The sequence below is a fragment of the Sandaracinus amylolyticus genome, from assembly GCF_021631985.1.
In the GTDB taxonomy this organism is placed as follows: Bacteria; Myxococcota_A; Polyangia; order Polyangiales; family Sandaracinaceae; genus Sandaracinus; species Sandaracinus amylolyticus_A.
Genome location: NZ_CP070225.1, coordinates 5,559,577 through 5,584,247 on the forward strand (window position 1 = coordinate 5,559,577; position 24,671 = coordinate 5,584,247).

General features: G+C 71.3%; 27 protein-coding genes. 15 read left to right on the forward strand and 12 right to left on the reverse strand.

Annotation, left to right across the window (positions count from 1 at the left end):
- Positions 1-276: 276 nt before the first annotated feature.
- From I5071_RS23460 to I5071_RS23475, 4 genes are all read left to right on the forward strand, one after another.
- Positions 277-1,215, forward strand: a complete 939-nt coding sequence (locus I5071_RS23460; RefSeq protein WP_236514820.1) for an RNA polymerase sigma factor — start codon at positions 277-279, stop codon at positions 1,213-1,215.
- A gap of 99 nt (positions 1,216-1,314) precedes the next feature.
- Positions 1,315-2,094, forward strand: coding sequence for a hypothetical protein (locus tag I5071_RS23465; RefSeq protein WP_236514821.1), 780 nt, complete (start codon positions 1,315-1,317; stop codon positions 2,092-2,094).
- 64 nt (positions 2,095-2,158) lie between these two features.
- Positions 2,159-3,463, forward strand: coding sequence for an ABC1 kinase family protein (locus I5071_RS23470; protein WP_236514823.1), 1,305 nt, complete (start codon positions 2,159-2,161; stop codon positions 3,461-3,463).
- 118 nt (positions 3,464-3,581) lie between these two features.
- Complete coding sequence (locus I5071_RS23475; protein ID WP_236514825.1) at positions 3,582-4,118, forward strand: hypothetical protein; 537 nt, start codon at positions 3,582-3,584, stop codon at positions 4,116-4,118.
- On the opposite strand, the gene I5071_RS23480 is transcribed toward I5071_RS23475, so the two are convergent.
- Positions 4,097-4,702: a DJ-1/PfpI family protein gene (locus tag I5071_RS23480; RefSeq protein WP_236514827.1), complete on the reverse strand. Its 606-nt coding sequence runs from the start codon at positions 4,700-4,702 to the stop codon at positions 4,097-4,099. The two genes, I5071_RS23475 and I5071_RS23480, sit on opposite strands and share 22 nt — an antisense overlap.
- 117 nt (positions 4,703-4,819) lie before the next feature.
- Between I5071_RS23480 and I5071_RS23485 the strand changes: the two genes are divergently transcribed.
- Positions 4,820-5,353 (forward strand): SRPBCC family protein, encoded by a 534-nt coding sequence (locus tag I5071_RS23485; protein ID WP_236514829.1) that lies wholly within the window; start codon positions 4,820-4,822, stop codon positions 5,351-5,353.
- 372 nt (positions 5,354-5,725) lie between these two features.
- Here the strand turns inward: I5071_RS23485 and I5071_RS23490 are convergent, their stop codons facing one another.
- The 3 genes from I5071_RS23490 to I5071_RS23500 all read right to left on the reverse strand — a co-directional run bounded on the left by I5071_RS23490 (position 5,726) and on the right by I5071_RS23500 (position 9,347).
- Complete coding sequence (locus tag I5071_RS23490) at positions 5,726-6,526, reverse strand: hypothetical protein (protein WP_236514831.1); 801 nt, start codon at positions 6,524-6,526, stop codon at positions 5,726-5,728.
- A gap of 72 nt (positions 6,527-6,598) precedes the next feature.
- On the reverse strand, positions 6,599-7,417 hold the full coding sequence (locus tag I5071_RS23495) for an NRDE family protein (protein WP_236514834.1): 819 nt from the start codon (positions 7,415-7,417) through the stop codon (positions 6,599-6,601).
- Between the two features lie 40 nt (positions 7,418-7,457).
- Positions 7,458-9,347, reverse strand: a complete 1,890-nt coding sequence (locus I5071_RS23500) for a c-type cytochrome (RefSeq protein WP_236514836.1) — start codon at positions 9,345-9,347, stop codon at positions 7,458-7,460.
- Between the two features lie 165 nt (positions 9,348-9,512).
- Between I5071_RS23500 and I5071_RS23505 the strand changes: the two genes are divergently transcribed.
- Positions 9,513-11,672, forward strand: coding sequence for a lytic transglycosylase domain-containing protein (locus I5071_RS23505; protein WP_236514848.1), 2,160 nt, complete (start codon positions 9,513-9,515; stop codon positions 11,670-11,672).
- 57 nt (positions 11,673-11,729) lie between these two features.
- The gene (locus I5071_RS23510) at positions 11,730-12,566 is read left to right on the forward strand and encodes an alpha/beta hydrolase (RefSeq protein ID WP_236514850.1); all 837 of its coding nucleotides are present in this window, start codon (positions 11,730-11,732) and stop codon (positions 12,564-12,566) included.
- Between the two features lie 2 nt (positions 12,567-12,568).
- Here the strand turns inward: I5071_RS23510 and I5071_RS23515 are convergent, their stop codons facing one another.
- From I5071_RS23515 to I5071_RS23525, 3 genes are read right to left on the reverse strand one after another with little or no spacing between them, the layout of a single operon-like run.
- On the reverse strand, positions 12,569-13,669 hold the full coding sequence (locus I5071_RS23515; RefSeq protein ID WP_236514852.1) for a hypothetical protein: 1,101 nt from the start codon (positions 13,667-13,669) through the stop codon (positions 12,569-12,571).
- Positions 13,670-13,681: 12 nt separating this feature from the next.
- Positions 13,682-14,098 (reverse strand): type II toxin-antitoxin system death-on-curing family toxin, encoded by a 417-nt coding sequence (locus I5071_RS23520; protein WP_236514853.1) that lies wholly within the window; start codon positions 14,096-14,098, stop codon positions 13,682-13,684.
- On the reverse strand, positions 14,095-14,370 hold the full coding sequence (locus tag I5071_RS23525; RefSeq protein WP_236514854.1) for a hypothetical protein: 276 nt from the start codon (positions 14,368-14,370) through the stop codon (positions 14,095-14,097). Before I5071_RS23525 ends, I5071_RS23520 begins: the two co-directional genes overlap by 4 nt.
- A 678-nt stretch (positions 14,371-15,048) precedes the next feature.
- Here I5071_RS23525 and I5071_RS23530 point away from each other — a divergent pair.
- On the forward strand, positions 15,049-15,822 hold the full coding sequence (locus I5071_RS23530; RefSeq protein ID WP_236514855.1) for a hypothetical protein: 774 nt from the start codon (positions 15,049-15,051) through the stop codon (positions 15,820-15,822).
- Positions 15,823-15,886: 64 nt separating this feature from the next.
- Here the strand turns inward: I5071_RS23530 and I5071_RS23535 are convergent, their stop codons facing one another.
- Entirely contained in the window at positions 15,887-16,405 is a 519-nt protein-coding gene (locus I5071_RS23535) for a GNAT family N-acetyltransferase (RefSeq protein WP_236514856.1), read from the reverse strand.
- Positions 16,406-16,472: 67 nt separating this feature from the next.
- Between I5071_RS23535 and I5071_RS23540 the strand changes: the two genes are divergently transcribed.
- Complete coding sequence (locus tag I5071_RS23540; RefSeq protein WP_236514857.1) at positions 16,473-17,030, forward strand: helix-turn-helix domain-containing protein; 558 nt, start codon at positions 16,473-16,475, stop codon at positions 17,028-17,030.
- Positions 17,027-17,812 carry a hypothetical protein gene (locus I5071_RS23545; RefSeq protein ID WP_236514858.1) on the forward strand — a complete coding sequence of 262 codons (786 nt, stop codon included), beginning with the start codon at positions 17,027-17,029 and terminating at the stop codon, positions 17,810-17,812. The genes I5071_RS23540 and I5071_RS23545 overlap by 4 nt, the downstream gene beginning before the upstream one ends.
- Here I5071_RS23545 and I5071_RS23550 read toward each other — a convergent pair whose 3' ends face one another.
- Together I5071_RS23550 and I5071_RS23555 are read right to left on the reverse strand one after the other, a co-directional pair.
- Positions 17,813-18,640 carry a type IV pili methyl-accepting chemotaxis transducer N-terminal domain-containing protein gene (locus tag I5071_RS23550; RefSeq protein WP_236514859.1) on the reverse strand — a complete coding sequence of 276 codons (828 nt, stop codon included), beginning with the start codon at positions 18,638-18,640 and terminating at the stop codon, positions 17,813-17,815.
- Positions 18,637-19,098: a hypothetical protein gene (locus I5071_RS23555; protein WP_236514860.1), complete on the reverse strand. Its 462-nt coding sequence runs from the start codon at positions 19,096-19,098 to the stop codon at positions 18,637-18,639. The genes I5071_RS23550 and I5071_RS23555 overlap by 4 nt, the downstream gene beginning before the upstream one ends.
- A gap of 215 nt (positions 19,099-19,313) precedes the next feature.
- Here I5071_RS23555 and I5071_RS23560 point away from each other — a divergent pair, with 215 nt between their 5' ends.
- From I5071_RS23560 to I5071_RS47020, 3 genes are read left to right on the forward strand one after another with little or no spacing between them, the layout of a single operon-like run.
- Complete coding sequence (locus I5071_RS23560; RefSeq protein ID WP_236514862.1) at positions 19,314-19,919, forward strand: sulfite oxidase-like oxidoreductase; 606 nt, start codon at positions 19,314-19,316, stop codon at positions 19,917-19,919.
- Positions 19,912-20,670: a ferredoxin reductase gene (locus tag I5071_RS23565; RefSeq protein WP_236514864.1), complete on the forward strand. Its 759-nt coding sequence runs from the start codon at positions 19,912-19,914 to the stop codon at positions 20,668-20,670. The genes I5071_RS23560 and I5071_RS23565 overlap by 8 nt, the downstream gene beginning before the upstream one ends.
- Complete coding sequence (locus I5071_RS47020; RefSeq protein ID WP_419249603.1) at positions 20,670-20,966, forward strand: DUF6510 family protein; 297 nt, start codon at positions 20,670-20,672, stop codon at positions 20,964-20,966. The genes I5071_RS23565 and I5071_RS47020 overlap by 1 nt, the downstream gene beginning before the upstream one ends.
- Before the next feature lie 7 nt (positions 20,967-20,973).
- Here the strand turns inward: I5071_RS47020 and I5071_RS23570 are convergent, their stop codons facing one another.
- On the reverse strand, positions 20,974-22,035 hold the full coding sequence (locus I5071_RS23570; protein WP_236514866.1) for an isocitrate/isopropylmalate dehydrogenase family protein: 1,062 nt from the start codon (positions 22,033-22,035) through the stop codon (positions 20,974-20,976).
- Between the two features lie 45 nt (positions 22,036-22,080).
- Here I5071_RS23570 and I5071_RS23575 point away from each other — a divergent pair, with 45 nt between their 5' ends.
- Positions 22,081-22,944 (forward strand): hypothetical protein, encoded by an 864-nt coding sequence (locus tag I5071_RS23575; protein ID WP_236514867.1) that lies wholly within the window; start codon positions 22,081-22,083, stop codon positions 22,942-22,944.
- A gap of 53 nt (positions 22,945-22,997) precedes the next feature.
- Positions 22,998-23,762: a Stp1/IreP family PP2C-type Ser/Thr phosphatase gene (locus I5071_RS23580; RefSeq protein WP_236514868.1), complete on the forward strand. Its 765-nt coding sequence runs from the start codon at positions 22,998-23,000 to the stop codon at positions 23,760-23,762.
- Here I5071_RS23580 and I5071_RS23585 read toward each other — a convergent pair.
- The gene (locus I5071_RS23585; RefSeq protein WP_236514869.1) at positions 23,734-24,654 is read right to left on the reverse strand and encodes a LysR family transcriptional regulator; all 921 of its coding nucleotides are present in this window, start codon (positions 24,652-24,654) and stop codon (positions 23,734-23,736) included. The two genes, I5071_RS23580 and I5071_RS23585, sit on opposite strands and share 29 nt — an antisense overlap.
- Positions 24,655-24,671: the final 17 nt, after the last annotated feature.

Genomic DNA, 24,671 nt, shown 5'->3' on the forward strand with positions numbered 1-24,671 from the left:
TTGGTCCTCTTCGCTCTTCGAATCGAGACGCTGACTTCAGCTCGCCTGGCTTTCTCCCGAGTCACCCAAGGACCGCCCCTTCGAGGGGTTCAGAGGCCCGACATGCACTCGACGCGACGCCCTCCGCCTCTACCTCCGAGGCGAGACGCCGCGGTGGCTTCCGCGAGCGCCGCCAACGGCGCAGAAGCCACGAAAGCTGGTCCCACGTCTGCACACGTCGCGGCTCCGCCGCGCACGGCGTCGCAGCCCGCTCCGTCGAGCGCAGCCGCGCGCGCGGTGCCGCCGCTGCCGCCCAGCGCGCGCATCGCGCGACCCGCGGGCCCGCCGCCGGTGCCGAAATCGCCGCGGCCCGACGACACCACGCTGGTGCGCCCGAAGGCGCCGCGTCCGCCGGCGCGGAAGCCCGCGACCGAGCCGCCGAGCTCGCCCTCGATCGATGCGCGCGCCGAGCTCGCCGCCGCGCTCGATTCGCTCGAGGCGAAGGTCGCCGCGCCGCTCGCAGAAGAAGAGAGCAGCGAGGCGCGCGCCCGCGAGGCCCACGAGCTCGTCGAGGCCGCCAAGAGCGGCGATCCCCGCGCGTTCGAGGCGCTGGTGAAGCGCTATCGCCACCGCATCTTCGCGCTCGCCCTCCACATGACGGGCAGCCCGAGCGACGCCGACGACATCACGCAGGACGCGTTCGTGCGCGCCTACCGCAACATCGATCGCTTCGAGGGCCGCAGCGAGTTCTTCACGTGGCTCTACCGCATCGCGCTGAACCGGGCGCTGAACGTCCGTCGCGATCGCAACCGCCGCCGCACCGCGGACCTCGACGATCCGCGCGTCACCGTCGCGGTGGCCGTCGACTCGGGCGGTGATCCGCACCGCGCGCTCGAGCTGCGCCAGACCTACGTCTATCTCGTGCGCGCGTTCGATCGTCTCTCGCCGCTGCTGAAGACGACGGTCGCGCTGACGATGATGCAGGGCCTCAGCTATCCCGAGGCCGCGGTCGTCCTCGAGACCACCGAGGGCACCATCGCCTGGCGCATCCACGAGGCGCGCAAGCAGATGCGCAACGCGCTCGACGCGATGTTCAAGGATCCCTCGGCGCTCCGTCCCGCGGAGCTCGAGCGGGCACGCAAGGCGGCCGCAGAAGCGCGCGCGAAGGGCGAGGCCGAGGCCCAGCCGCCGCCCGCGCTCGAGATGGCGCTCGCGCTGCTCGCTCCGTCGGTGTGATCGCGCGCGTCGGGGATCCCCCCGACACGCGCCGATTAACCCTCTATTAATCACCGCGCGGCCCTCCCAGAGCGCAGCCTCTGCGTCGGGGAGGTGTCGATGCGGTCTCGGGTCCCGATGCACGACGGCGCAGCGCTGGTTGGCTCGCCGCCCGAGGGTGGCGAGGTGAACCTCGAGGCCGCGGTGCTGGACGCGCTCGAGGGTGTGATGTCGCCCGCCACCGCGATGCGCGTGGTGCTCACCGCGCTGCGTTACGCCGAGCGCGCCGCCCTCCCCCGCGATCCCGAGGCGATGTCGCGCTTCGTGATCGGACCGCTGCGCGAGGCCGTCGAGGAGTCGATCGGCTCGGTCGCGTACGACGCGGTGTCCGATCGGCTCTCGCCGCTCCTGCTCATGGCGAGCAGCGGCGTGCGCCCGCGCCACCGCACGTGGCGAGAGGAGAGCGGCGTCGTGAACGTCGAGAAGGCGCGCGAGCGCGAGACCATCCGCCCTCCCCGCGGCGTGGACTCGATGCTCGTCGTCACGCGCGACCCCGCGTTCGTCGAGCGCATGCGCGCCGCGACCACCGACACCATCGAGGTCGCGCCGGTGGAGCGCGCGATCGATCTCGTCACGCGCTCGCAGCGCGCGTACGCGTCGGGGCTCGCGGTCATCGCGATCGTCGACGCGCTGCTGCCCTCGGTCGACCTCGCGACCATCGCCGCGCTGGCGACGCGCCCCGACGCGCCCTTCGACGTGGTGCTGGTCGGCGCGACCGGCGGTCAGCTGCGACGCATCCGCTACCAGATCGCGGCGAGCCATCGCTGGGTCGCGTGCGAGATCGAGCACGCCGCCGACATCGCGGTGCGCGAGCTCGCGCGGGTGCGCGCGGCGGGCTGATCGAGCGCCCGTCGCGATCCGGCGTGCACGGCCCCATACTCCCGATGTGCTGAAGCGCGCCTGGTTGTTGGTCTCTCGCGCCCTGATCGCGTCGCTGACGCTCTTGCCGATCTGGCTCGCCTACGTCGTCCCGTTCGTGCGGATGCGACGCGGCGCCACGATCCCGAGCGAGCGATGGAGGGCGCTGCACGAGAAGCACGCGCCGCGCTTCTACCGCCTCGCGGTGCGGATGCGCGGCGGGCTCATCAAGGTCGGGCAGATCCTGTCGACGCGCGTCGACATCCTGCCCGTCGAGTGGACCAGCACGCTCAGCGGTCTGCAGGATCGCGTCGATCCGCTGCCGTGGATCGAGCTGGAGCCGCACGTGCGGCGCGCGTACGGGCGCTCGCCGCACGAGCTCTTCGAGTCGATCGACACCCAGCCCACCGCCGCCGCGAGCTTCGGCCAGGTGCACAAGGCGGTCACGCCCGACGGCGAGCGCGTCGCGCTGAAGATCCGCTATCCGGACGCCGAGGCGAAGCTCGCGGCCGACATGTTCACGCTGCGCATGATGCTGCCGCTCTTCTCGGTGTTCGTGCCGCAGATGTCGCTGCGGCCGATCTTCGAGGAGGTGCGGCGCGCGCTCTTCACCGAGCTCGACTACGAGCAGGAGGCGCGCTTCACGCAGACCGTGCACGAGAACTTCAAGGAGGTTCCGCGCATCCACGTGCCGCGCGTGCTCACCGAGTACACGCGGCGCGACGTCATCTGCACCACGTGGTTCGAGGGCAAGAAGATCATCGACCCCACGCTGCTGGCGGACCCGCGCATGGATCGGCGCGCGCTGCTCGAGCTCGTGATCGAGGCGTGGGTGAAGATGATGTACGTCGACGGCGTGTTCCAGAGCGACCCGCACCCCGGGAACCTGCTCGCGCGCATCGGCGAGGACGGACAGCCCGAGGTCTGCATCGTCGACTTCGGTCAGGTGAAGATCCTGACGCGCGCGTTCCACCAGACGCTGGTGCGCAGCGTGATGAGCTTCGTGACCCACGACGTCGACGGGTTCGCGCAGACGCTCAGCGAGCTCGGGCTCTTCGCCGAGAAGGACATCCCGCGCGTGAAGCCGCTGCTCGAGAAGATCCTCGGGCGCTACGCGACGATGACGCCCGAGCAGACGCAGGCGATGGACTTCACGTGGGTGCGCGAGGAAGTGCTCTCGCAGATCTCGTCGGTGCGAGGGATCGTGATCCCGCAGGAGCTCGTGCTCTACGGCCGCACGTTCGCGCTGCTCGCGGGCCTCTCGCGCTCGATCGATCCGACGGTCGACGCGTTCGCGCTCGCGAAGCCGCACTTCCTGCGCGCGATGCTCGCCGGTGGCCCGCCGGCCTGAGGGGTCACGCGCGACGTCGCGCTGCGATCATCAGCAGTGCGAGTGTGGCGACGACGAGCGATGGCGACGCGCGACCCGTACCGACGGCGCAGCTCGCGCATCCGGCTGCGCCCGCTCGTTGCCGCCGAGCGATTCGCGCGTCCCACTCGCGCATCCGCTCGTCGACGGCGGCTCGCTCCGTCGCCAGCACCTCTTCGGTGCACGGGTCCTCACGCGCGGCCACGTCATCCGGCAGCCCCTCCACGTGCGTGCAGTGCGTCACGTGGCGCTGCTGCGGATCACGCAGGAACACGCGAACGAGCGTTCCGACGGGCCAGGCCCGATCGAGATCGCAGCTCGTGGCGCCACCGACGGTCATGAGCACGATGTCTGCGAGCGTGCCCTGGATGACCTGGATCACCCGGATGCGCATGCGCCACTGCGGCTGCCATTCATCACGCGCCTCGAGCGACTCGACCGCCTCCACCACCCCGGTGAACCCGACCTCCGCGCGCTCGCACGCAGACGCGAGCGGATAGCGCTCGTGCACACAGCTGCACGCAGCCGCGACGCTCGGCGCCCCGGCGATTCCGACGACGAAAGCAAGCGCCGGCAGCGCGCTCCGATTCACCCGCTGAGCGTATCGCGTTCGGATCAGCGCGCGGGCGGCGCGTAGTGACGGGTCGGCAGCGGGCGGTCGTCGAAGCCGAGGCCGCGACCGACGGGCTGCACCGAGCGCAGCACGATCTCGCGCTGCTCCGCGCCCGCGAGCTCTTCGATGAGCCAGCCGACGAGATCGATCGCGGCGAGACAGCCCGCCGCCGTCGCGACGTGGCCCTGCTGCACGAAGGGCTCTTCGACGACGTCGACGTCCATCGCAGCGAGGCGCTCGCGCTGGGTCGGATAGGTCGTCGCGCGAGCGCCGCGCAAGAAGCCCTTGGCGGCGAGCACCAGCGCGCCCGAGCACATCGAGCCGATGCGCTGGCGCGAAGGATCGAGCGCGAGCGCGTCGAGCCATGCGGGCTCGAGCAGCTTCGCGCGCAGGCCGGGGCCGCTCGCGATCACCACCGCGTCGGCGCGCGACGCGTCGTCGAGCGTGCCGTGCGTCGCGATCGGCAGCCCCGCGATCGACGTGACCGTCTTCGCGTCGGCGACGATGCGCACGCGCCAGCCGGGCGCATCGACGCGGTTGAGCAGATCCCACGGAAGGAAGACGTCGACGTCGGTGAAGCCGTCGAACGCGACGATGGCGATCTCCATGCGAGCAGCGGTAGCACGCGCGCGATCGCGCGCAGCGAGCCAGCGGTGCGATGACGTCGAGCCAGCTCCATGCGCGGACCTCGACAACGCGCGCGCCCGCTGTGCACCCTCGCGCGCATGCCCATCCTCTACGGTGCGCTCGCGGTGATCGGCTTCGGCGTCGCGGCGGTGCTCGCGCTCGCGTCGCGCAAACCTTCGTCGTTCCGCGTCGAGCGCAAGAAGCTCATCGCGGCGAGGCCCGACGCGATCTTCCCGAAGCTCGACGACTTCCGGCGTTGGACCGAGTGGTCGCCGTGGGAGAAGCTCGACCCCGAGCTGCAGCGCACGTACGGCGGCTCCGACCGCGGCGTCGGCGCGAGCTACGCGTGGAAGGGCAACAACAAGGCGGGCGAGGGCCGCATGGAGATCGTCGAGAGCAAGCCGAGCGAGCGCCTCGCGCTGAAGCTCGAGTTCATCAAGCCGTTCCCGGCGACGAACACGACGATCTTCACGCTCACGCCGAGCGGTGAGGGCACCGAGGTGTCGTGGACGATGGAGGGCGAGAACACGTTCATGGGCAAGGTGTTCTCGGTCTTCACCGACATGGATCAGATGATCGGCAAGGACTTCGAGCAAGGCCTCGAGAACCTCGAGCGCGCCGCTCGCGGCTGAGCCTCCGAGGAGAGCAGGAGATCCGGGCCCTCTGAGGAGAGCAGGAGGGTTAGGAAGACCACGTCGATGGGCCTTCCTGCCGACTCACCGAGCGACAGCTTCGCTCCCTCGGATTTCCGGGCCTCTGAGGAGGGCAGGAGGGTTAGGAAGGCCACGTCGATGGGTCTTCCTGCCGGCTCACCGAGCAACGAAGGCCTCGAACGAGATTTCTTCGTTCGAGCGCTGCGCGCGAATGGGCGTTGCACCACACGCACTGCGCCGTGGTCTTCCTTCTCCTCCTGCTTTCCTTAGAAATTCCGAAAAGAGCTCGGCGCGACGAGTCGAGTCCCACCACGGACACACGCCGTGGTGTTCCTCTCCTTTCCCGCGCTCCTAATGCTCGCTCGTGACCGAGACGTACGCGACGTCGCGCAGCTGATCGGCGAGGTCGCGGGACATGCGGTGGGGGCGCCACGGGCTGCGGCGCGGATCGTCGTGCGCGATGGTCGCGTAGAGCACCGCCGCCGCGAGGAACGTCCCGTTGGGGCTCGGGTGCGCGCCGTCGCTGCGATAGAGATCGGGATCGCGCAGCCGCTGTTGTGCGAGCAGGAACGCGCGGCCTGCGGGCGCGAGATCGGCGTCGATGTCCCGCGCGAGCTGGAGGTAGCACTCGCTCACGCGCGCTTGCATGTCGACCGGGCTCTCCGCGATGTGCGGCACGTCGCGACGACGGCGGTACGCGCCCGAGCGCGGCGAGCGCGCCCACGTCTCGAAGAGCACCGAGCGCGCGCCGATGCGATCGATCTCGCCGTCGAAGAGGCGCGCGTAGCCCTCGAACTCGTCGCGGTGCTGAAGCGCGGTGAGCGAGTGGCCCTGCAGCACGACGTGCGTGAAGCCGCCCTGCGCGAGCGCGTGGCGCGTCTCGTCGACGTACCAGTGGCGCTGCAGATCCCAGCCCGGGTTCGCGATCTTCGTGACGCGGAACGGCGCGGTGTCGGGGATCGTCTCGGCGATGCGCCGCACCATGTACGGCAGGTTGTTCGAGCGTGTGTAGCTGTTGCCGATGAACAGCACGTGGATCGGCTGCGCGCGCGGGATGCCGGCGCGTAGCCGCGCGGCTGCGGGCGATGCGAGGACCACGAGCACGAGCGCGAGCGAAGAGAGCGCGAGCGCGAGACGCGACCGGTGGGGCACGGCGGGCCTCCGTGGACTCCAACACTGTCGCTCAGAAACGGACTTGTTGCCAGAATTCCGATGCGATTCCGGCTATTCGGCCGGCGAATCGAGGTTCGATCGGGGTTCTGCGCCCACCAAGAGGGACGTGACGTCGTCGAACGCCACGCGACAGGGCGGTCCGGCCGCGAAGAGATAGCGCGCGATGCGACGATCGCGGCCGTAGAGCATCGCGGTCGACGAGACGGTTCCGTACTCGGGCAGGTGGATGCAGAGCGCCTGGAGCTCGCGCAGCACCTCGCGCGGGAACCGCGACGTCGCCTCGGGGATCGCGGCGTCGTCGGGCTTGTCGTGATCGGCGAGGACACGCAGGAGCGCGGGCTCGATCTGGCTCGCGCACATCGCGTCGTGGGCGCGCGCCTCGGCACGCGCGATCTTCGGGAACTCGGGCGAGCCGAGGCGATCGTTGGGCAGCACGATCACCCCGGGCGCCACGCGCTCGATCTCGATCGCATCGCGATCGTCGCGCGCATAGGCGACCCGCACGTCGCCGGGCACACCGAAGATCAGGTTGAACGCGTTGTACGCGCGCGCATCGAGGGTGCGCAGGAACGCCTCGACCTCGCTCGGATCGCGCAGCGCGAGCGCGCGCAGCACCACGTCGCCGCGCGATCGGCGGGTGCGATCGGGCGCCTCCGAGCCGCGCTGGTTGGTCAGCCCGACGAAGAGCCCGAGCGCGTTGGCGCCCATCCAGGTGCCGCCCGAGACGAGATCGACCCCGCCGATCGCGCGCGGGTCCTCGTGCAGGACCCGCGGAGCGCTCGATGCGCGCGCGTGCCACTCGTCTCGGTTCGCGACGATCGCGAGCGGATGATCGGGGAGCACGTCGTGCAGGACGACGATGGTGCACATCGCGCGCATCGTATCGCTCGAGCGCGCGACGGGCCCGTGATCACAGCGTCTGCAGGTACGCGACGAGATCGTCGATCTGCGCCTCGCTCAGATGGCTGGTGCGACCGTGCGTGTCGCCGCCGCCGCAGCTGCCGAAGCGATCGCGCAGCGTGGGCGCGCAGCCGTCGTGCATGTACGGCGCGCGGTAGGCGATGCCGAGCAGCGTCGGGACCTGCAGCGCCTTGCCGGTGCCGACGTCGACGGTCGCGCTGTTGGTGAGCGCGCTGCCGGTGTGGCAGGTCGCGCAGCCGACCGTCGCGTCGTGGAAGAGCGTGCGGCCGCGCTCGACCTGATCGGCATCGGTGACCGAGGGGCGCGGCAGCGCGGGCAGCGTGTCCATCCACCCGCCGAACGCGCCGATCTCGCGCTCGTCGAACACCTCGCCGCCCATGCGCCCCACGAACACGTTGTGCACGAGGTCGCGGAACTCCGTCATGTCGCCGTCCCAGTGGAACGGCGCGGTGTCGAGCAGCCCGCCGCGCATCGTCTGGGTGCGGCGCGGGCCGATGCCCGCGAAGCGCCAGGTGCGCGCGTCGTCGCCGCCCTCGGGATGACACGACGCGCACGCGAGGCCGCCGCCCGCCGCCGAGTGGAAGAGCATGTGGCCGGTGTCGAACGTGTCGTCGCCCGCGAGCTCGACGACCGGACCGACGAGCACGTCGGGATCGCGCGCCTCGAAGAGCACGCGCGAGGGCGCACGCGTCTGCGCCACGACGCGACCGTCGGGCAGGAAGAGGACCGCGATCGCGGCGCCGACGTCGTCGAGGCGCGGCAAGCTCCCGTTGGTGCAGCGCGGCGTCTCCGAGGAGGTCGTCGCCGCGGTGCGCGAATAGACGAGCACGTCGCCGCTCGAGCGCGTGATGGTCGCGATGCCACCGTTGCGCGGGTACGCGTTCGCCGGGGCGGCGACCGCGATGCGCAGCCCGTCGTGCGAGACCGCGACGTCGACGCCGAGCACCACACCGCCCAGCGGATCGCCGCTGCGCATCTCGCCCGACGTGAGCTCGGAGACCGACGTGTGCACGATCGCGCCGCCGCAGCCACCTCCGCCGTAGCCGCCCTCCGGCACGAACTCCGCGGAGAGCGCGCGCTGGTGGAGCACCATGATGCCGAGACCGCTCGAGATCGCGCGCCACGCGACCGCGGGCTGGAACGGACCGGGCGCGGTGACGCGCATCGGGATCAGGCTCTCGCTCGGGATCTCGCTCGGCACCGCGTCGGACACGATCGCGCCCGCCGCGTCGAGCCGCAGCAGGTGCGCAGTGCGGAAGGTGGTGACGTAGAGATCGCTGCCGTCGACGACCACGTCGCGCAGATCGTCCGCGACGTGCACGCGGCGCGTGGGCTCGCCGCCCGACGCGGGGAGAGACACCAGCGTGCCCTCGGTGCACGCGACGTGGAGGCTGTCGTCGCTCGCGCGGAACGCGATGCCGCGCGGCACCGCGCACACCGCACGGCGCGCGATCAGCGTGCCGCTCGCGAGATCGACGTCGGCGATCGCGCCCGCGCTGCGCAGCACGACGTGGGCGCGACCGGCGCCGTCGATCACCACGCGGCCCGGCTCGTCGCCCTCGGTGAGCTCGATCGTGTGGCGCAAGGTGGCGTTCTCGACGTCGACGATCGAGATCGTGTCGAGCTCGGGATCCGCGGCGACGATCAACGATCCGTCGCGGCTCAGTGCGAGCGTGCCGCCCGAGATCGGCGGCGGTGGCTCCGCAGCCTGGATGATCGTGCCGCCGTCGAAGCCCGGCGGCGGCGGGACGCCGGCGTCGGCGCGCGGGGTGTCGATCGGCGGTGTGGTCGGCATCGGGCGCGCCGGCCCGTCCTCGTTCCTCGCGCAGGCCGCGAGACCGGTGAGCGCGACCGCGATCGCGACTGTCCTCGTGCGCATCATCGTCCCCTCCTCCACGGGCGCGGCGCGCCCGCGCGTTCGAGGGTACTCCGAGAACGTGACGCGTGGGCTCGGGGTCGATCAGGATGCGCGCCGCGGGTCGTGGATCGTTGGAGCTCATACCATCGGGGAATCGCGAGCGGGCGAGGTCGCGTTCGAGCCGCGATGCGCGCGGCCGTGCTCACGTTCGTCGTGGTGATGTCGATGACCGCGGTCGCCCGCGCGCAAGAGGTGCCGGAGGCGGCGCGACCGATCGCGGCGATGGTCCGACGCGGCGACGAGGCGGGCGCGCTCGCCGCGCTGCGCGCCCTGCCCGAGGCCACACGCGCGCACGCTGCGCTGCGCTACCTCGAGGGGCGCCTCGCCGAGCGGACCGGCGCGATCGACGCGGCGATCGAGGCGCTCGGGCGCGCCGAGGGAGACGCGCTGCCCACGGCGATCGTGCGCGATGCGCAGGGCCGCCGGGCGCGACTGCTCGCGCGGCGTGGGCGCTGCGACGAGGCCGAGGCCCAGCTCGCGACGCTCGATCGTCTCGACGCGATCGAGCGCGCGGTGCGCGCCGAGTGCGCGCTGGTGCGCGGTGATCTCGCGGCCGCCGAGGCCCAGCTCGGGCGCGAGGCGAGCGCGGACGAGCGCGACGTCGACGCGTTCGCGCTGCGCATGGCGCTCGCCGAGGCCCAGGCGCGCGCGGGGAATCGCGATCGCGCACGAGACACGCTGCGCGCGCTCTGGCTCGAGCGACCCGAGCATCCCGACGCGCAGCACGCCGCCGACGCGTACGTCGCGATCGCGGGCAGCGCGATCGAGCCGAGCGTCGAGGAGCGCGTCGATCGCGCGGAGCGGCTCTCGCGTGCGCTCCTGCACGACGATGCGGTGCGCATGCTCGAGGGTGTCGCGCGACCGCGGGATCGCGCGCTCGCCGCGCGTCTCCTGCACGTGCGCGGCATGGCGCTCTTCCAGTCGCGCCACGCCTACGCCGAGGCCGCGGAGGTGCTGACCCAATCCGCGGCGCTGCCGAGCTCGACCGCGACTGCCGATGCGTTCCACGCCGCGCGCGCGCGCTCGCGGGCGGGCGACGATGCCGGTGCGATCCGCGCGTACCGCGCGCTGGTGCGGCGCGCGCCGCGGAGCGACGAAGCCGCGGAGGCGGACTACCTCGCGGCGTGGCTCGAGCTGCGCCTCGGTCGTCGCACCGGCACCCGCGCGATGGAGCGCTTCGTCGCCGGACCGCGCGCGGCGACCGCTCCGCGGCTCGCCCGCGAAGGTGCGTGGCAGCTCGCGATCGATGCGTTCCGGCGCGCCCGCGATCGGCGCGCGTATCTCCGTGCGGCGGCGCGCTTCGAGGCGTACGCGCGGATGGATGCGGACGTGCTGGTGCGCGGCCGCGGGACCTACTGGCGCGCGCGCGCGCTCGCCGAAGGGGGGGATCGCGCCGGCGCGATCGCGGCGTATCGACAGGCGCTGCACGTCGAGCCGCTGCACTGGTACGCGCTGCTCGCGCGACAGCGCCTGATCGCGATGGGCGAAGAGCCGGGCTCGCCGTTCGCGCGCGAGGCCCGCGACGAGAGCGCGGAGAGCACGAGCATCACGCTGCCCGCAGACGTCTCGCTCCTGCTCGCGCTCGGCCTCGATCGCGACGCGCGCGAGCGGCTGCGATCGCAGGAGCGCACGCTGCGCGCCCAGGGCGATCTGCATGCCGTGGCCGACGCGTTCGTGCGCATCGGCGACGCGAACCGCGCGTACCGGCTGACCGCGCAGCACGAAGCGCTCGCGCGCCCGGCGCTGCGCGGCGAGCGTTGGGTGTGGGACGCCGCGTATCCGCGCGCGTTCGAGAGCGCGGTGGGCGAAGCGGCGCGCGCGCAGGGCCTCGAGCCCGAGCTGCTCTGGGGCATCATGCGTCAGGAGAGCGCGTACGACCCCGATGCGCTCTCGTACGCCGACGCCATCGGCCTTTTGCAGATGTTGCCCTCGACCGCCTCGCGCGTGGCGCGCGGGCTCGGCGTGCGCTTCGAGCGCGAGATGCTCTTCGTGCCCGAGTGGAACGCGCGGCTCGGTGCCGCGTACGTGCGCGGGCTCGTCGATGCGCACGGCGTGCCGCTCTGCTTCGCCGCGTTCAACGCGGGGGGCCATCGCGTGCAGGAGTGGCTGGCGCGCGCGGGCGAGCGCGGTGTGGAATTGGATCTCTTCGTCGAGGAGATCCCGTTCGATCAGACGCGCAACTACGTGCGGCGCGTGACCACGCACTACGCGCACTACCTCTACCTGCGTGATCCGTCGCGCGGGTGGCCGGCGCTCGAGCTCCCGGAGCGCGTCGCCCCGCGCTGACGCGCATCGCCTCGTTCCCTCACGTGGCACCCGCGATGCAGCGCGCGATGCGCCGACATGATCCGCAGCAAGGACGGCACGAAGATCTTCACCCGCGCGTGGCGGCCCACCGGTCCTGCGCGCGCCGTGGTCGTGCTGGTGCACGGCTTCAAGGCACACGGCGGGCTCTACGAGTGGACCGGCACCCAGCTCGCGAAGCGCGGCTTCGCGGCGTACGCGCTCGATCTGCGCGGGCACGGTCGCTCCGAGGGCGCTCGGCTCTGGGTCGAGTCGTTCCAGAAGTACCTCGACGACGTCGACGCGGTGGTGTCGATGGCGCGCGGGCGCGAGCCCGGTCTTCCGATCTTCGTGCTGGGCCACAGCGCGGGCGGCGTCATCTCGTGCGGCTACGTGCTCGAGCACCAGGACGAGCTCGCGGGCTTCGTCTGCGAGAGCTTCGCGCACGAGATCCCCGCGCCCGACGTCGCGCTCACGCTCATCAAGGGCCTCGATCGCATCGCGCCGGGCCTGCACCTCTTGAAACTCGAGGACGAGGGCTTCTCGCGCGACCCCGAGTTCGTCGCGCGCATGAAGAGCGATCCGCTGATCGAGCGCCAGGGCTATCCCGCGCACAGCGTCGCGGAGCTCGTGCGCGCCGACGAGCGCCTCAAGAAGGGCGACTTCACCGAGATCACCCTGCCGATCCTGGTGATCCACGGCACCGCGGATCGTGTGACCAGGCCGAGCGGCAGCCAGCGCTTCGAGCAGATGGCCGGCTCGCGCGACAAGACGCTGATCCTCTACGACGGCCACTACCACGACCTGCTGAACGACGTCGGCCGCGAGCAGGTGCTCGACGACGTCGTGTCGTGGATCGTCGCGCACATCCCGAGGAGCGTGGTGACGACGGTCTGACCTCACGCGCCGGGCGAGAGCTCGCGTGCCGGGTACGGTGCTCCGGGAGGGCGCTCCAGCCGGGCGCCGAGCTCGCGCACCAGCGCGAGGAGCTCGGCCTCGACCTCCGCCGCGGTCGAGACGATCGGCACCTCGACCACGACGTCCGCGAACGATGCTCGCGGCAGGGGGCGCGCGAACGACGCGAGGCGTCGAACGTCTTCGACCGGCAGGTGCCTCTGGTGCCACGCGGGCAGCCAGCGGATCCGCAGGCGCGTCCATGGACCCTCGTCGTCGCGCTCGAATTGCACGCGCAGCGACCAGCAATCGTAGAGCTCGAGCGTGCGGAGCGCCGGAGAGCGCACGCGGTCGGGCACCGTGAGCAGCGCGGCGAGCGCGCGCCCGAAGTAGCGATCGCCGATCCCGACGTCGAGCTCGAGCTCGGGCAGCTCGCCGCGCGCTCCCGCCGGTCCGTCGAGGAGCCAGTCGATCGTGCGCCGCGTGTCGATCGGCGAGTCGGCCTGCAGCGCGACGCGCAAGCGGCGCAGGCCCGGCAGACCGGGAAAGCTCGTGGCCAGGGGCGCGTCGGCGTCACGCCAGTCGGAGAAGACGAGCGTGTCGAGCCGCAGCGCAGGTCCGCGCCACTCCGCGAGCGCTGCGAGCGAGCTCGCGGTGTCGACGCTCACCACCCGGACCGATCGGTGGAGTGGCCCCGAGAGGATCTCGCGCAGGAGCGGTGCGCCCACCACGTACGAGGAGCGGAGCGTGCGCACCGTCGCCCATTCGGGCGCGGCGACGACCTCGGCGGAATCGCGGAGCGCTTCGACGGCCTCGGCCTCGAAGAACGTGCATTCGTGGAAGAAGCCCGCGAGGAACACCGCGCCGAGTGGGGAGACGATCGTCGATGCAGCGCCGACCCACGTACGCCAGTGCGCGCGCAGCAGGCTCTTCTCTTCCTCGCTCGGCCAGCCACCGCGCTCCAGGCGGTCGAGCTGGAGCGCGACGAACCGGCCGTGCGGATCGCCCGCGACGGCGGCGTACGCACGGCGCGCCTCGATCGCGAGATCGCCGCGCGCGGCCGCCTCGCGGATCTCGTCGAGCAGCTGCGCGTGCGTCGTTCCCACGTCGACCTCGCTTCAGCGCGGATCCCAGGCGGCGAGACGACCGGGCTCGACGAGCCACGCGAGCACGTCGGCCGCGCCGAGCTTCTTGTTCGAGACCGCGAGCACGAGCTCCGCCGCGTCCTCGGGTGTCGCGACGATCCGGAGCCCAGCCGCGTGGAGCTGCTCGTTCATCGTCGCCCACGCGACCCGCTTCGAGCCGTCGACGAAGCACTGGCTCTGCGCGAAGTACACGAGGAGGTGGACCGCGACGCTCAGCACGTCGGGCTCCTCGCCCTCGTCGCACGCGTAGAGCGCGGCGGTGAGCGCGCCCTCGATCTTCGCGTCGACGCACCCGCGCTCGCGCTCGCCGGGGAGCCCGCCCCAGCGCGCGATGATCTTCGCGTGGAGGTCCCAGACGCGCGCCGGCGCGATCAGCTCGTCGGCGGTCACTTCGCGAGCTCCGCGAACGTGTCGGCCCACGTCTCCGAGATCGCGTCCCAGCGCTGCTCGGGCGTGCCTCCGAGCGGCGCGTCGACGGGATCGATGCGCACGAGGCGCGGCGGATCGACGTCGAGGACCATCACGCGCACCGGCTGGGCACGCAGCGCGGATGCGCGCTCGAGCAGCTCCGGTGTCGCGACGAACGTGCGGTGCTCGAGACGCAGCGAGACCGCGTCGACCGCTTCGATCTCGCCGATGACCGTGACGATGCGCGCGCCCATCGTGTCGCGTGATAGTCGATCAACCGCCGCGCTGCATGCTCGCCCACCGTCGCTCCGTCGAGCAGCTCCATCGCGTAGTCGAGGAGCCGCTGTCTGCGCATCGGCTCCCAGACGAAGCTCGCGACGACCATCGCGACCGGATGGATCAGCGCGGCGGTCGTCATCGGGAGCGCGTGCTTGCGATAGGGCCGCGGCGCGACGGTGGTCGCGGCGAGCACCGCGACGCAGGTGAGCCCGTAGGGGCTGTACATCCGTCGGCGACGACTCGCGTGCACGGTGCCGAACGCCCGCGAGGTGGCGCCTCGTCACTGAACCACCGTCGACCACCCCGTCGAGGCGGTTGCCGGCCATCGAACCACGGACGACCACCTCGACGCGGTGGTCGCTCGTGGTTCGATGGCCCGAGACCACCTCGACGAGGCGCCTCGCCGTGGTCCGGAGTGCGACGGACCACCTCGACGAGGCACCTCGCCGTGGTCTGGAGGGCGCGAGACCACCTCCGCGAGGTGGTCGGCCGTGGTTCGGAGGCGTCGCGACCACCTCGCGAGGCATCGCCGCGTGGTTCGGTGTGCGCGCGGCGCCACGCAACGGCGGTCGCGAGTGGTCGAGACCAGGGCCACGCGCCGCGAGCGTCTCGCGAGCGCTCCCGACCACCGAGATCCCGAGGAGAAACGAGCGATGGCCCTGAAGCGACTGAGCACCGAGAACATGGCGACCCTGGGCGCCGACCTGACCCGCCGCGGATCGCCCGAGCGCATCGCCATCGAAGCGGTGCCCGCCGCCGCGGCGCTGCTCCCCGACATCGAGGCAGCCCACCGCGGGCTGATCGAGTCGCAGCCGATCACCAACGCCGCCGTCACGAAGCTCACGGCGCAGCTCCACGCCGACGACGTCGTCCACGACGAGCTCGTGCACGCGATGTACGGACGCCTCGAGTCGGAGCGTCGGTTCGCGCAGGCCGACGACGAGCGCGCGAAGTACACGCAGCTGCGCGACCGCCTCTTCCCCACCGGCGCCGCGGTCGTGAACCTGTCGTGGACCGAGCAGGGTGGTGAGGCGAAGCTCCGCGCGGGGCGCGTGAGCGAGAGCGACGAGCGACTGCTCGCGAAGCTCGAGATCCACGACGGCACGACGCTGCTCGACCGGTATCGGGCGCTGCAGCAGGTCGCGACGAGCATCGACGCGAACGAGAAGTCGCGCGCGGCGATGGTCGCCGAGACGATCACCGGCTCGAGCACGGTGAAGGCGCGCAACCAGTGGATTCGCGTCATCAACGCGCTCGCGATGGTGCTCGCCGCGACGGGCACCGACGAGGCGCCGATCCTCGGACGCGTGCGCGCGCTCGAGGCGAGGGCCGAGGGCCGCGGCGGCGTGCCGAGCGAGCCCGAGGGGCCCGGCGTCGAACCGATCGATCCGGCGACGCCTGCGCCGGTCGAGCCGAGCGCGGACTGAGCGCGAGCCAGGGGCACGAGACGAGGGCCAGCACGGTGACGTGCTGGCCCTCGTCGTCTTGCGCTCAAGCGCGGAGCGGGCGCGACATCAACGTCAGCGGGAACCCGACGTCGCCGGGCAGCGCGACCACGTGCACGCCGCGCTCGACGTAGCCCGCGCCGCGATAGAGCCCGAGCCCGCTGTGGGTCGCGACCAGGTACGCGGTGTCGAAGCCCGCATCGCGGATCGCGCGCTCCGCGCGCTCCAGAAGCGCACGTCCGAGCCCTCGGCGCGTGTGCTCGGGCGCGACGAACATCGCGCGCACCTCGGCGCGCGGCACCGGGAGATCCGCGCCCTTCACGGTCGGCACCCGCGCGCTCCATCCGCCGCACGCCGCGAGCTCGCCGTCGATCTCGGCGACGAAGTACGTGCCGTCCTCGACCAGCGCGGGGTCGACCCGGATCGCCACGCCGAGCGCGGCCTCGATCACCTCGGGCGCGTAGCTGCGCGCCGCGAGCGCGCGCCAGGAGCGCGCGACCAGCGCTCGGAGCGCGTCGAGCTCGCTCGTCCGCGCCGTTCGGAGCATCGGGACGTCGTTCGGCATACCAGCCTCTCGTTCCAGTTTACTGGAGCGTTCGGTATGGGCAACGATCGTCCGGTATAACGAACGGGTGCAGGAACCGACCTCCGTCCGCGCCCACCTCGGCGCCGCGCTGCGCCGCGCGCGCGAGGCCAAGGGGCTCACCGTGTCCGAGCTCGCGCGTCGCTCGGGCATCGCGAAGGCCACGCTCTCCGAGCTCGAGGCGGGCCGCGCGAACCCGACGCTCGAGACGCTGTGGGCGCTCGCGGTGCCGCTCGAGGTCTCGCTCGGCGAGCTCGTCGATCCGCCCGCGCCCTCGATGACCGTGGTGCGCGCGACCGAGGGCACGAAGGTGCGCGGCGTCGCGGTGGTGGGCCGATTGATCGACGCCTTCGAGAGCGGCGGGATGCGCTGCGAGATGTTCGAAGCGGAGGTGCTGCAGAAGCGCCAGGAGTCGCCGGCGCACGCGCGCGGCGTGGTCGAGCACCTCGTGTGCACGTCGGGTCGGCTGCGCGTCGGACCGGTCGATGCGCCGGTCGATCTCGGACCGGGCGACTACGTGCGGATGAGCCCGACGTGGCCGCACGTCTATCAAGGCCTGCGTCGCGGCACCCGCATGGTGCTGCTCATGCAGTTCCCGTCGCGGTGAGCACGATGACCTACTTCGCCGATCTCACGCCGTACGAGTACTTCGCCTTCCATCCGATCGGCTGGCCACCCAGCGGACCGCTCGGCACGTGCGGCGAGGATCTCTTCGCGCGATCGGCGGATCCGCAATTCGTCTACTCGGACCCCGAGGTGAACGTCGGCTGGCTCGATGCTGCGCACCCATTCGCGACCGCGCAGCCCGATCCGCGCTTCGTCGGATTGCTCGCGATGATGTGCGACTCGCGCGAGCACCGTGTCCACCAGACCCGCGGCTATCCGCCGTGTCCGTTCTGCGATCTGTGGACGTCGGTCGCGTCCGCCGAGATCCGGGTGCAAGGCGATGGCGTCGTCTACGCCGCACCGACATTGATCGCGCACTACGTCGGCGCGCATCATTACACGCCGCCTCGAGGCTTCGTCGAGGCGGTGCTCCGGAGTGAGGGCGCGAGCGCGACGACCGGCGGTGCGCCGCGGCCCGTGCCCGACGAGCTCCTGCGACGCGAGCCGATCGACTGGCGCACCGTCGACGCTCACGTACGCACGTACGTGAGAGGCGACCTCGTGCTGCGCGAGCTCGAGATCGAGCCGGTCCCCGACGGCATGCGCGTGTGGGCTCGCGTCGATTGCTCGATCACGCCGTTCGCGATCGACGGTGTGATCCCGGACTGGGCGTGTTTGCGCACCGATCAGGTCGCGTATGGGATCTGGACGATGATCTTCGCGCGCGAGCAGGACCTCGGGACCTACCGGTTCCACTCTCAGCTCATGCTGCGTCGCCGCTGATCACCAGTCCGACATCTCCACCGCGACCGAGTCGCGCTCTCGCTCTGGAGCGCGATCCTCCAGCAGCGTGCGCAGGCTCGTGCGCATGCGCTCGATGCTCTCCGCGAGCGAGCGCAGCTCGGCCGCGCCCGCGACCGGCACCGTCTTGTGCAGGTTGCCGAGGCTCATCTCCTCTGCCGCCTCGCGCAGCTTCTCGAGCGGCGCGGTGACACCGGAGCGCACCCAGCGCACCAGGAGCAGCGTGAGCACGAGGCTCGCGAGCAACGCGACGCCCTGGATCACGAAGAGCTCGCTCACCTTCGCCTCGGCCTCGCGCTGCAGCAGCGTGACCGCGGTGTCCATCTCGCCGAGCAGCTCGGTCTCGAGCGTGGTGATCGTCTCGATGCCGGCGCGCCGCGCCTCGGGCGTGCCCTCGAGGATCGACTGCGCTGCGTGGCGGTACGAAGCGTAGAGATGACGCACCACCTCGAGCCTGCGCGCGACCGTGCGCGACGCCGGAGGACAATCGCGGAACGACGCGAGCTGCAGGTCGATCGGCGCCGGTCCGCCGCTCGCGAGCGCGTCGAGCGTCGTCTCGAACACCCGCATCGTCGTGCGCACGCGCTGTCGCGCGTCGGCCGCGTCCGCGCCCGCATCGGCGCGCGCCGCGTACGTCATCAGCTGGTGCGTCATGCGCTGCGTGAGCATCCGCTGCCGCCCCGAGAGGTTCACGACGAGCCCGTCGTCGTGCTGCCGTCGCAAGAGGAACACCGTCGCGGTGACGACCACCGCGAGCAAGAGGACGTAGGTCGCGAAGCTCCACGCGAGCCGAGAGCCGACGTGCGTCATTCGTCCTCCTCCATGAATCGCTCGCGTGACGCAGGGATCGGGATGCGCGCCGCGAGGCGCTCGATCAGCGCGCTCAGCGCGGGCTCGGTGATGCGGCTCGGCGTCACGCCCATCGCGCGCAGCTCGCCCTCGAACACCGGCTTCGCCGCGGGGCCCACGACGCGCACGAACCGCTCGTAGAGCGCGCGCACGCGATTCACGTGCACGTATGCGGTCGGAGGTGCGCTCGGTGGTGGCGGAGGCTCGATCACCTCCTCGATCGCCGCATCGAGCGCGGGATCGTCGGTCCACGTCACGAGCGTGAGCAGCGGCTGCTCCTCGGGCCGCATGCGCACCTGCGAGCGCTCGGACTCGGCGCGTCGACGCTCGGTCGCGAGGAGCGTCGGATCCGTCGTCCAACGCAGCGTGTCCTCGTCGCCGTCGTCGCCGTCCGTGGGATCGCGCGAAGACATCGCCATGTCGTCCCCGACCCGCCGCGCTGCCCACCCCGAGCGCGGCTCGACGAGACGCGGTCTAGCCGTGCTCGCTCGGAGCGACAACGACGATCACGGGGAAACCCCGGCAATTTACGGCTCGGCAACCTCCCGGATGCCGAGCTCCGCGCGAGCGAGCGATGACGTCATTGCGTGCTCGGACCGCGCACCCATATGGCGCCCGGCGCAGGAGGAGAGCGATGGCCACCCGCGGATTCCGCCGTAAGCAACCCGCCGCCGCGGCGGGTCGCAGTCCTCCGGGCCAGTACGTCACCCCTGACTTCCCGGTGCTCTCGGCGGGGCCGACGCCTCGAGTGAACCTCGCGACGTGGAGCTTCGCCATCGAAGATCCCGATGGACGCGAGCTCTATCGCTGCACCTGGGACGAGCTGCGCGCGCTGACCGCCAGCGAAGTGGTCGTCGACATCCACTGCGTCACGAAGTGGTCGAAGCTCGACACCCGCTGGAAGGGAGTCTCCTTCGACACGCTCTTGCGCGCAGCGGGCGTCGAGCCCCCCACCGATTACGCAATGGCGTTCTGCGATGGTGGCTATACGACGAACCTGTCAGTCGCCGATCTACGCACTGACAACGTGCTCATCGCATACGAGTACGACGGTGCACCGCTGGCGGCACAGCACGGCGGCCCCGTCCGCCTGCTCGTACCGCATCTTTATTTCTGGAAGTCCGCCAAGTGGGTGCGCGGATTCCGATTCATGAAGACGAACCAGCCCGGCTTCTGGGAGACACACGGCTATCACCTCCGCGGCGACCCCTGGAAAGAGCAGCGGTACCAAGGTGACTGAAGGCGCGGACAGCGGTCCTCGCCTGGTCTGGCGTGAAGCCGAGGTGCTCGCAGTCGTCGCCGAGACCGCCAGTGCTCGCAGCATCACCTTGCGAGTGCCCGACTGGCCCGGACACGCGGCAGGACAGCACGTCGATGTCAGGCTGACTGCCGACGACGGCTATCAGGCCCAGCGCAGCTACTCCATCGCTTCGCCGCCCGAGCAGGCGGACATCGTGCTCACCGTGGAGCGGGTCGAGGACGGCGAGGTGTCGTCGTACTTGACCGAGGAGACGCGCCCCGGCGATCGCCTCGAGCTGCGGGGACCGATCGGCGGCTATTTCACCTGGACTGGCACCTTGCCGGGGCCGCTCCAGCTCGTGGGCGGGGGCTCGGGGATCGTCCCGCTCATGGCCATGCTCCGGCATCGCGCGAACGAGCGCACGCGGCCCGCCGCGCGACTGCTCTCGTCGTGGCGCACCCGCGACGCGATCATCTATCGCGACGAGCTCGAGCGATTGGCGTCCGACGATCCGCAGCTCGCAGTCGTCCACACGCTCACTCGCGAGTCGCCGCCCGGCTGGTCGGGGCCGCGCGGACGGATCGATGCCGACATGCTGCGAGCGTTCGCCTACGCGCCGGAGCAGCAACCGCGACTCTACGTCTGCGGGCCGACTCCCTTCGTCGAGGCAGTGGCCGACGCACTGGTGCAGCTCGGCCACGCTCCGGAGTGCATCAAGACCGAGCGATTCGGACCGACGGGAGACCGGTGATGGAACGAACGACTGACGATCTCCGGCTCGATGGGAACGCGGCGGCTGGGCTCCTCGGAGAGATCTTCGCGTTCGAGACCACCACCGCGATCACGATCTGCAGCGGGTGCGATCGGGCGTCACCGGTCGGGACGCTCGTGCTCTATGGCCAGCACATGGGGGCCGTGCTTCGGTGTCCGGGTTGCGGCCAGGTCATGATGGTCGTGACGAGGCCCCACGGAGAGTGGTGGCTCGACCTGCGTGGCGTGAGGATCATGCGCGTCGCGGCCGGTCCTTCGCGGGACCAGGCTCGCTGAGCGACGATCAGCTCTTCTTCACCTGCGCCAGCACCCAGTCGCCGACCGCGCGCGTGCCCATCTCGCCTCCGACGTCGCGCGTGCAGCGTCCGGTGCGCACCGCGTCGCGCACGATCTCGGTCAAGCGCGCCTCTTCTCCCTCGAAGCCGAGGTGCGTGCACATCATGCCGATCGTCAGCACCGTCGCGAGCGGGTTCGCCATGTCCTTGCCGGCGATGTCGGGCGCGCTGCCGTGCACCGGCTCGAACATGCCGATGCGGCCCGGATGGATGTTCGCGCTCGCCGCCATGCCGAGCCCGCCCTGCAGCGCCGCGCCGAGGTCGGTCACGATGTCGCCGAACAGGTTGTTGGTGACGATCACGTCGAGCGTCTCGGGCGCGCGCACCATCTGCATGCACAGCGCGTCCACGTACATGTGACGCGACTCGATGCCCGCGTACTCGCCGCGCACTTCCTCGAACACGCGCTTCCACAATCCGTGCGCGTGCGGCATCGCGTTGTTCTTGTCGCTCATCAGCACGCGCTTGCGACCGTGCTTCACCGCGAACTCGAACGCCGCGCGGATCACGCGCTCCACGCCCTTGCGCGTGTTCAGGTCCTCGGTGATCGCGACCTCGTCCGGCGTGCCCTTCTTGAAGTTGCCGCCGACCCCGACGTAGACGCCCTCGGTGTTCTCGCGGAACACCACCATGTCGCAGTCCTTCGCGCCCTTGCCCTTGATGGGCATGAGGCGATCGTCGAGGCACTGGATCGGGCGGACGTTGCAGTAGAGATCGAGACCGAAGCGCAGACCGAAGAGGATGTCGCGCGCGTAGTCGAGCGAGGGCACGCGGGGATCGCCGATCGCGCCGAGCAGCACCGCGTCGCAGGTCTCGCGGATCGTCTTCTGGTCTTCCGCGGGGAACGTCGCGCCGTCGCGCAGGAACCGATCGGCACCGAGGTCGAAGGGCACGAGCTCGATCGCGTAGCCGCGCACCTCGCGCAGCGTCTCGAGGAGCTGGACGCCGATCGCGACCACCTCCTTGCCGATGCCGTCACCAGGAATGATCGCGACTCGCTTCTTGCTCATGATGCTCGCGACGCTATCACCGGCATCAGGGGGACGGCTGAGAGCATGCGCACCGATCGAACCTTCGTGTGCACCCACTGCCGCGTGCGCTCGTGGCCGGTCCGTCGATGCCCGGCGTGCGGCGAGACGAAGTCGCTCGTCGATCTCGAGGAGCAGCCGGACGCGATCGCGCGCGGTCCGCGCATCCCGTCGAGCGAGCCGCCGAGCGGCGCGGCGCTCACGACGATGCTCGGCGGCGCGGGCCTGCTCGGGTCGATGGTCGCGCTCGGGGTCGGCGCGATCGTGGTGAGCGAGGTCGGGTTCTTCCTCTCGATCCCGCTCGTGGTGATCGGCGCGATGAAGCTGAAGGCCTCGCCCGACGCGCCGCCCGGCGATCTGCGCTACCGCGTGCTCGAGTCGCCGATCGTGCGCGCGCGCGCCGAGCGTGTGGTGCGCACCGGAACGGTGAAGGCCCGCGCCACGCTGCGCGCGCCGCTCTCGGGACGCGAGTGCGTCGCGTGGCGGCTCTGGGCGGAGGGGCCCCACGGCGCGATCGACGACGCGATGGCGGTGCCCTTCGCGATCGAGATCGGCGGCGGCGAGCCCGACGTCGAGGTGGACGCCGCGATCGCGACCATCGACCTGCCCGCGCCCGAGCGCGATCCCGAGCCGCTGCCGCGTGTCGACGCGACGCTCGCGCGATGGCTGCTCGCGCGCGGCGTGCGCCGTCCCGAGTCGCTGCGCGCGCGCGAGGCGATCCTCGATGCAGGCACGCTCGTCGAGGTCGGCGCGAGCGCGCGCACCGAGACGAAAGCGGACGGCTACCGCGGCGCGCGCACGCGCGACGTGCTCGCCGACCTGCCCGGCTCACCCCTGATCGTGCGTTGCCCCCCGCCGGTTCTCGCGCGTCCGCACGCGTCGAACGCTTGACACCGCGTGACATCCCGGCGAGGTTTCTCACCGAGGCTCCGGGGTCCAAGCGCATGCAAATCGTCGCCGCAGGGCTCTCCGACGTCGGCCAGCAGCGGGAGCACAACGAAGACAGCTTCGTGATCCTGCCCGAGTTCGACCTCTACATCGTCGCCGACGGAATGGGCGGTCACCGCGCCGGAGACGTCGCGAGCAAGATGGCCACGCACACCATCGCGTCGTTCTTCCAAGCGACCGCGAAGGAAGATGCGACCTGGCCGTTCCACTTCGATCCGCACCTGTCGGTCGAGGAGAACCGCCTCATCACCGGCATCAAGGTCGCGAACAAGCGCATCTTCGAGGCATCGACGCGGTATCGCGAGGTGCACGGGATGGGCACGACGGTGGTCGGCGCGCTGGTCGCGCGCGAGCGCGGTCGGATGTACGTCGCGCACGTCGGTGACAGCCGCTGCTATCGGGTGCGCGGTGGGCACATCACGCTGCTCACGCGCGACCACTCGCTGCTGAACGACTACCTGCTCGTGATGCCCGACATGACGCCGGAGCAGCGCGAGGAGCTGCCGAAGAACGTGATCACGCGCGCGCTCGGCATGCAGGACTCGGTGGTGGTCGATCTGCTCCCCGAGCAGCCGCAGCCCGGCGACGTGTACGTCCTGTGCTCGGATGGGCTCAGCGGGATGATCACCGACGAGCAGATCCTCGAGACCGTGCAGAGCGGCGGCGACGACGTCGAGACGGTGTCGCAGCGCCTCGTGCAGCGCGCGAACGAGCACGGCGGCGAGGACAACGTCACCGTGGTCGTGCTGCGCGTCGCGTGATGCGCACCACCTGATCGCGCACGAAGCGGATCGCGGGATCGTCGGCGACGGCGCTCCGCGTGATCAGCTCCATCGGCGCGCCGCGCAGCTCGAAGGGGAGCTTCGCGGTGCGCAGCGCGGGGCGCGTGCTGCGGATCTCGCGCGCGACGAGCTCGGGGATCGTGGCGACGAGCGCGCTGCCCTCGACGATCGCGCCGAGCACGTGGAAGGTCGACACCGAGCAGCGCACGCGGCGCGTGACCGCCGCGAGATCTTCGACGACGCCGCGCAGATCGCCGTTGTACGAGACGATCACGTGATCGTGCGCGAGGTACTTCGCGAGCGAGGGGCGCGGGCCGAGGCGCGCGTGGCGGGGATCGAAGAGCGCGCAGAACCCGCCGTGGAAGAGCGGCTCGCGATGCGTTCCGGCGGGGAGCTCGTCGGCGACGGTGACCGCGAGATCGACGCGGCCCGAGCCGAGCGCATCGCCGACGGTGCGGAACTGCACCGGGATGACGACCACGCGCATGCGCGGCGCTTCGTCGGCGAGCACACGCAGCAGCGGCGGCAGGAGCGACGCTTCGTTCGCGTCGGAGAGCCCGAGCCGCACCGTGCGCTCGCTGGTCATCGGATCGAACGAGGGCGGTGAGAGCGCGGCGGCGACCAGCGCGCTCAGGTGCGGCTTCACCTCGGCGTGGAGCCGCTCGCCGCGCGCGGTGAGCGCGAGGCCTCGCCCTTGTCTCGCGAAGAGCGGCGCGCCGACCGCGTCGGCGAGGCGCTTGAGGGCGGCGCTGATCGCGGGCTGGGTCAGATAGAGGCGCGCCGCCGCGCTGGTCACGCTGCCGCTCTCCGCGACGACCACGAACACGCGCAACAGGTTGAGGTCGAGGTCCCTCGCATAAATCTCGTTCATGGGTCGCATGCATCCTA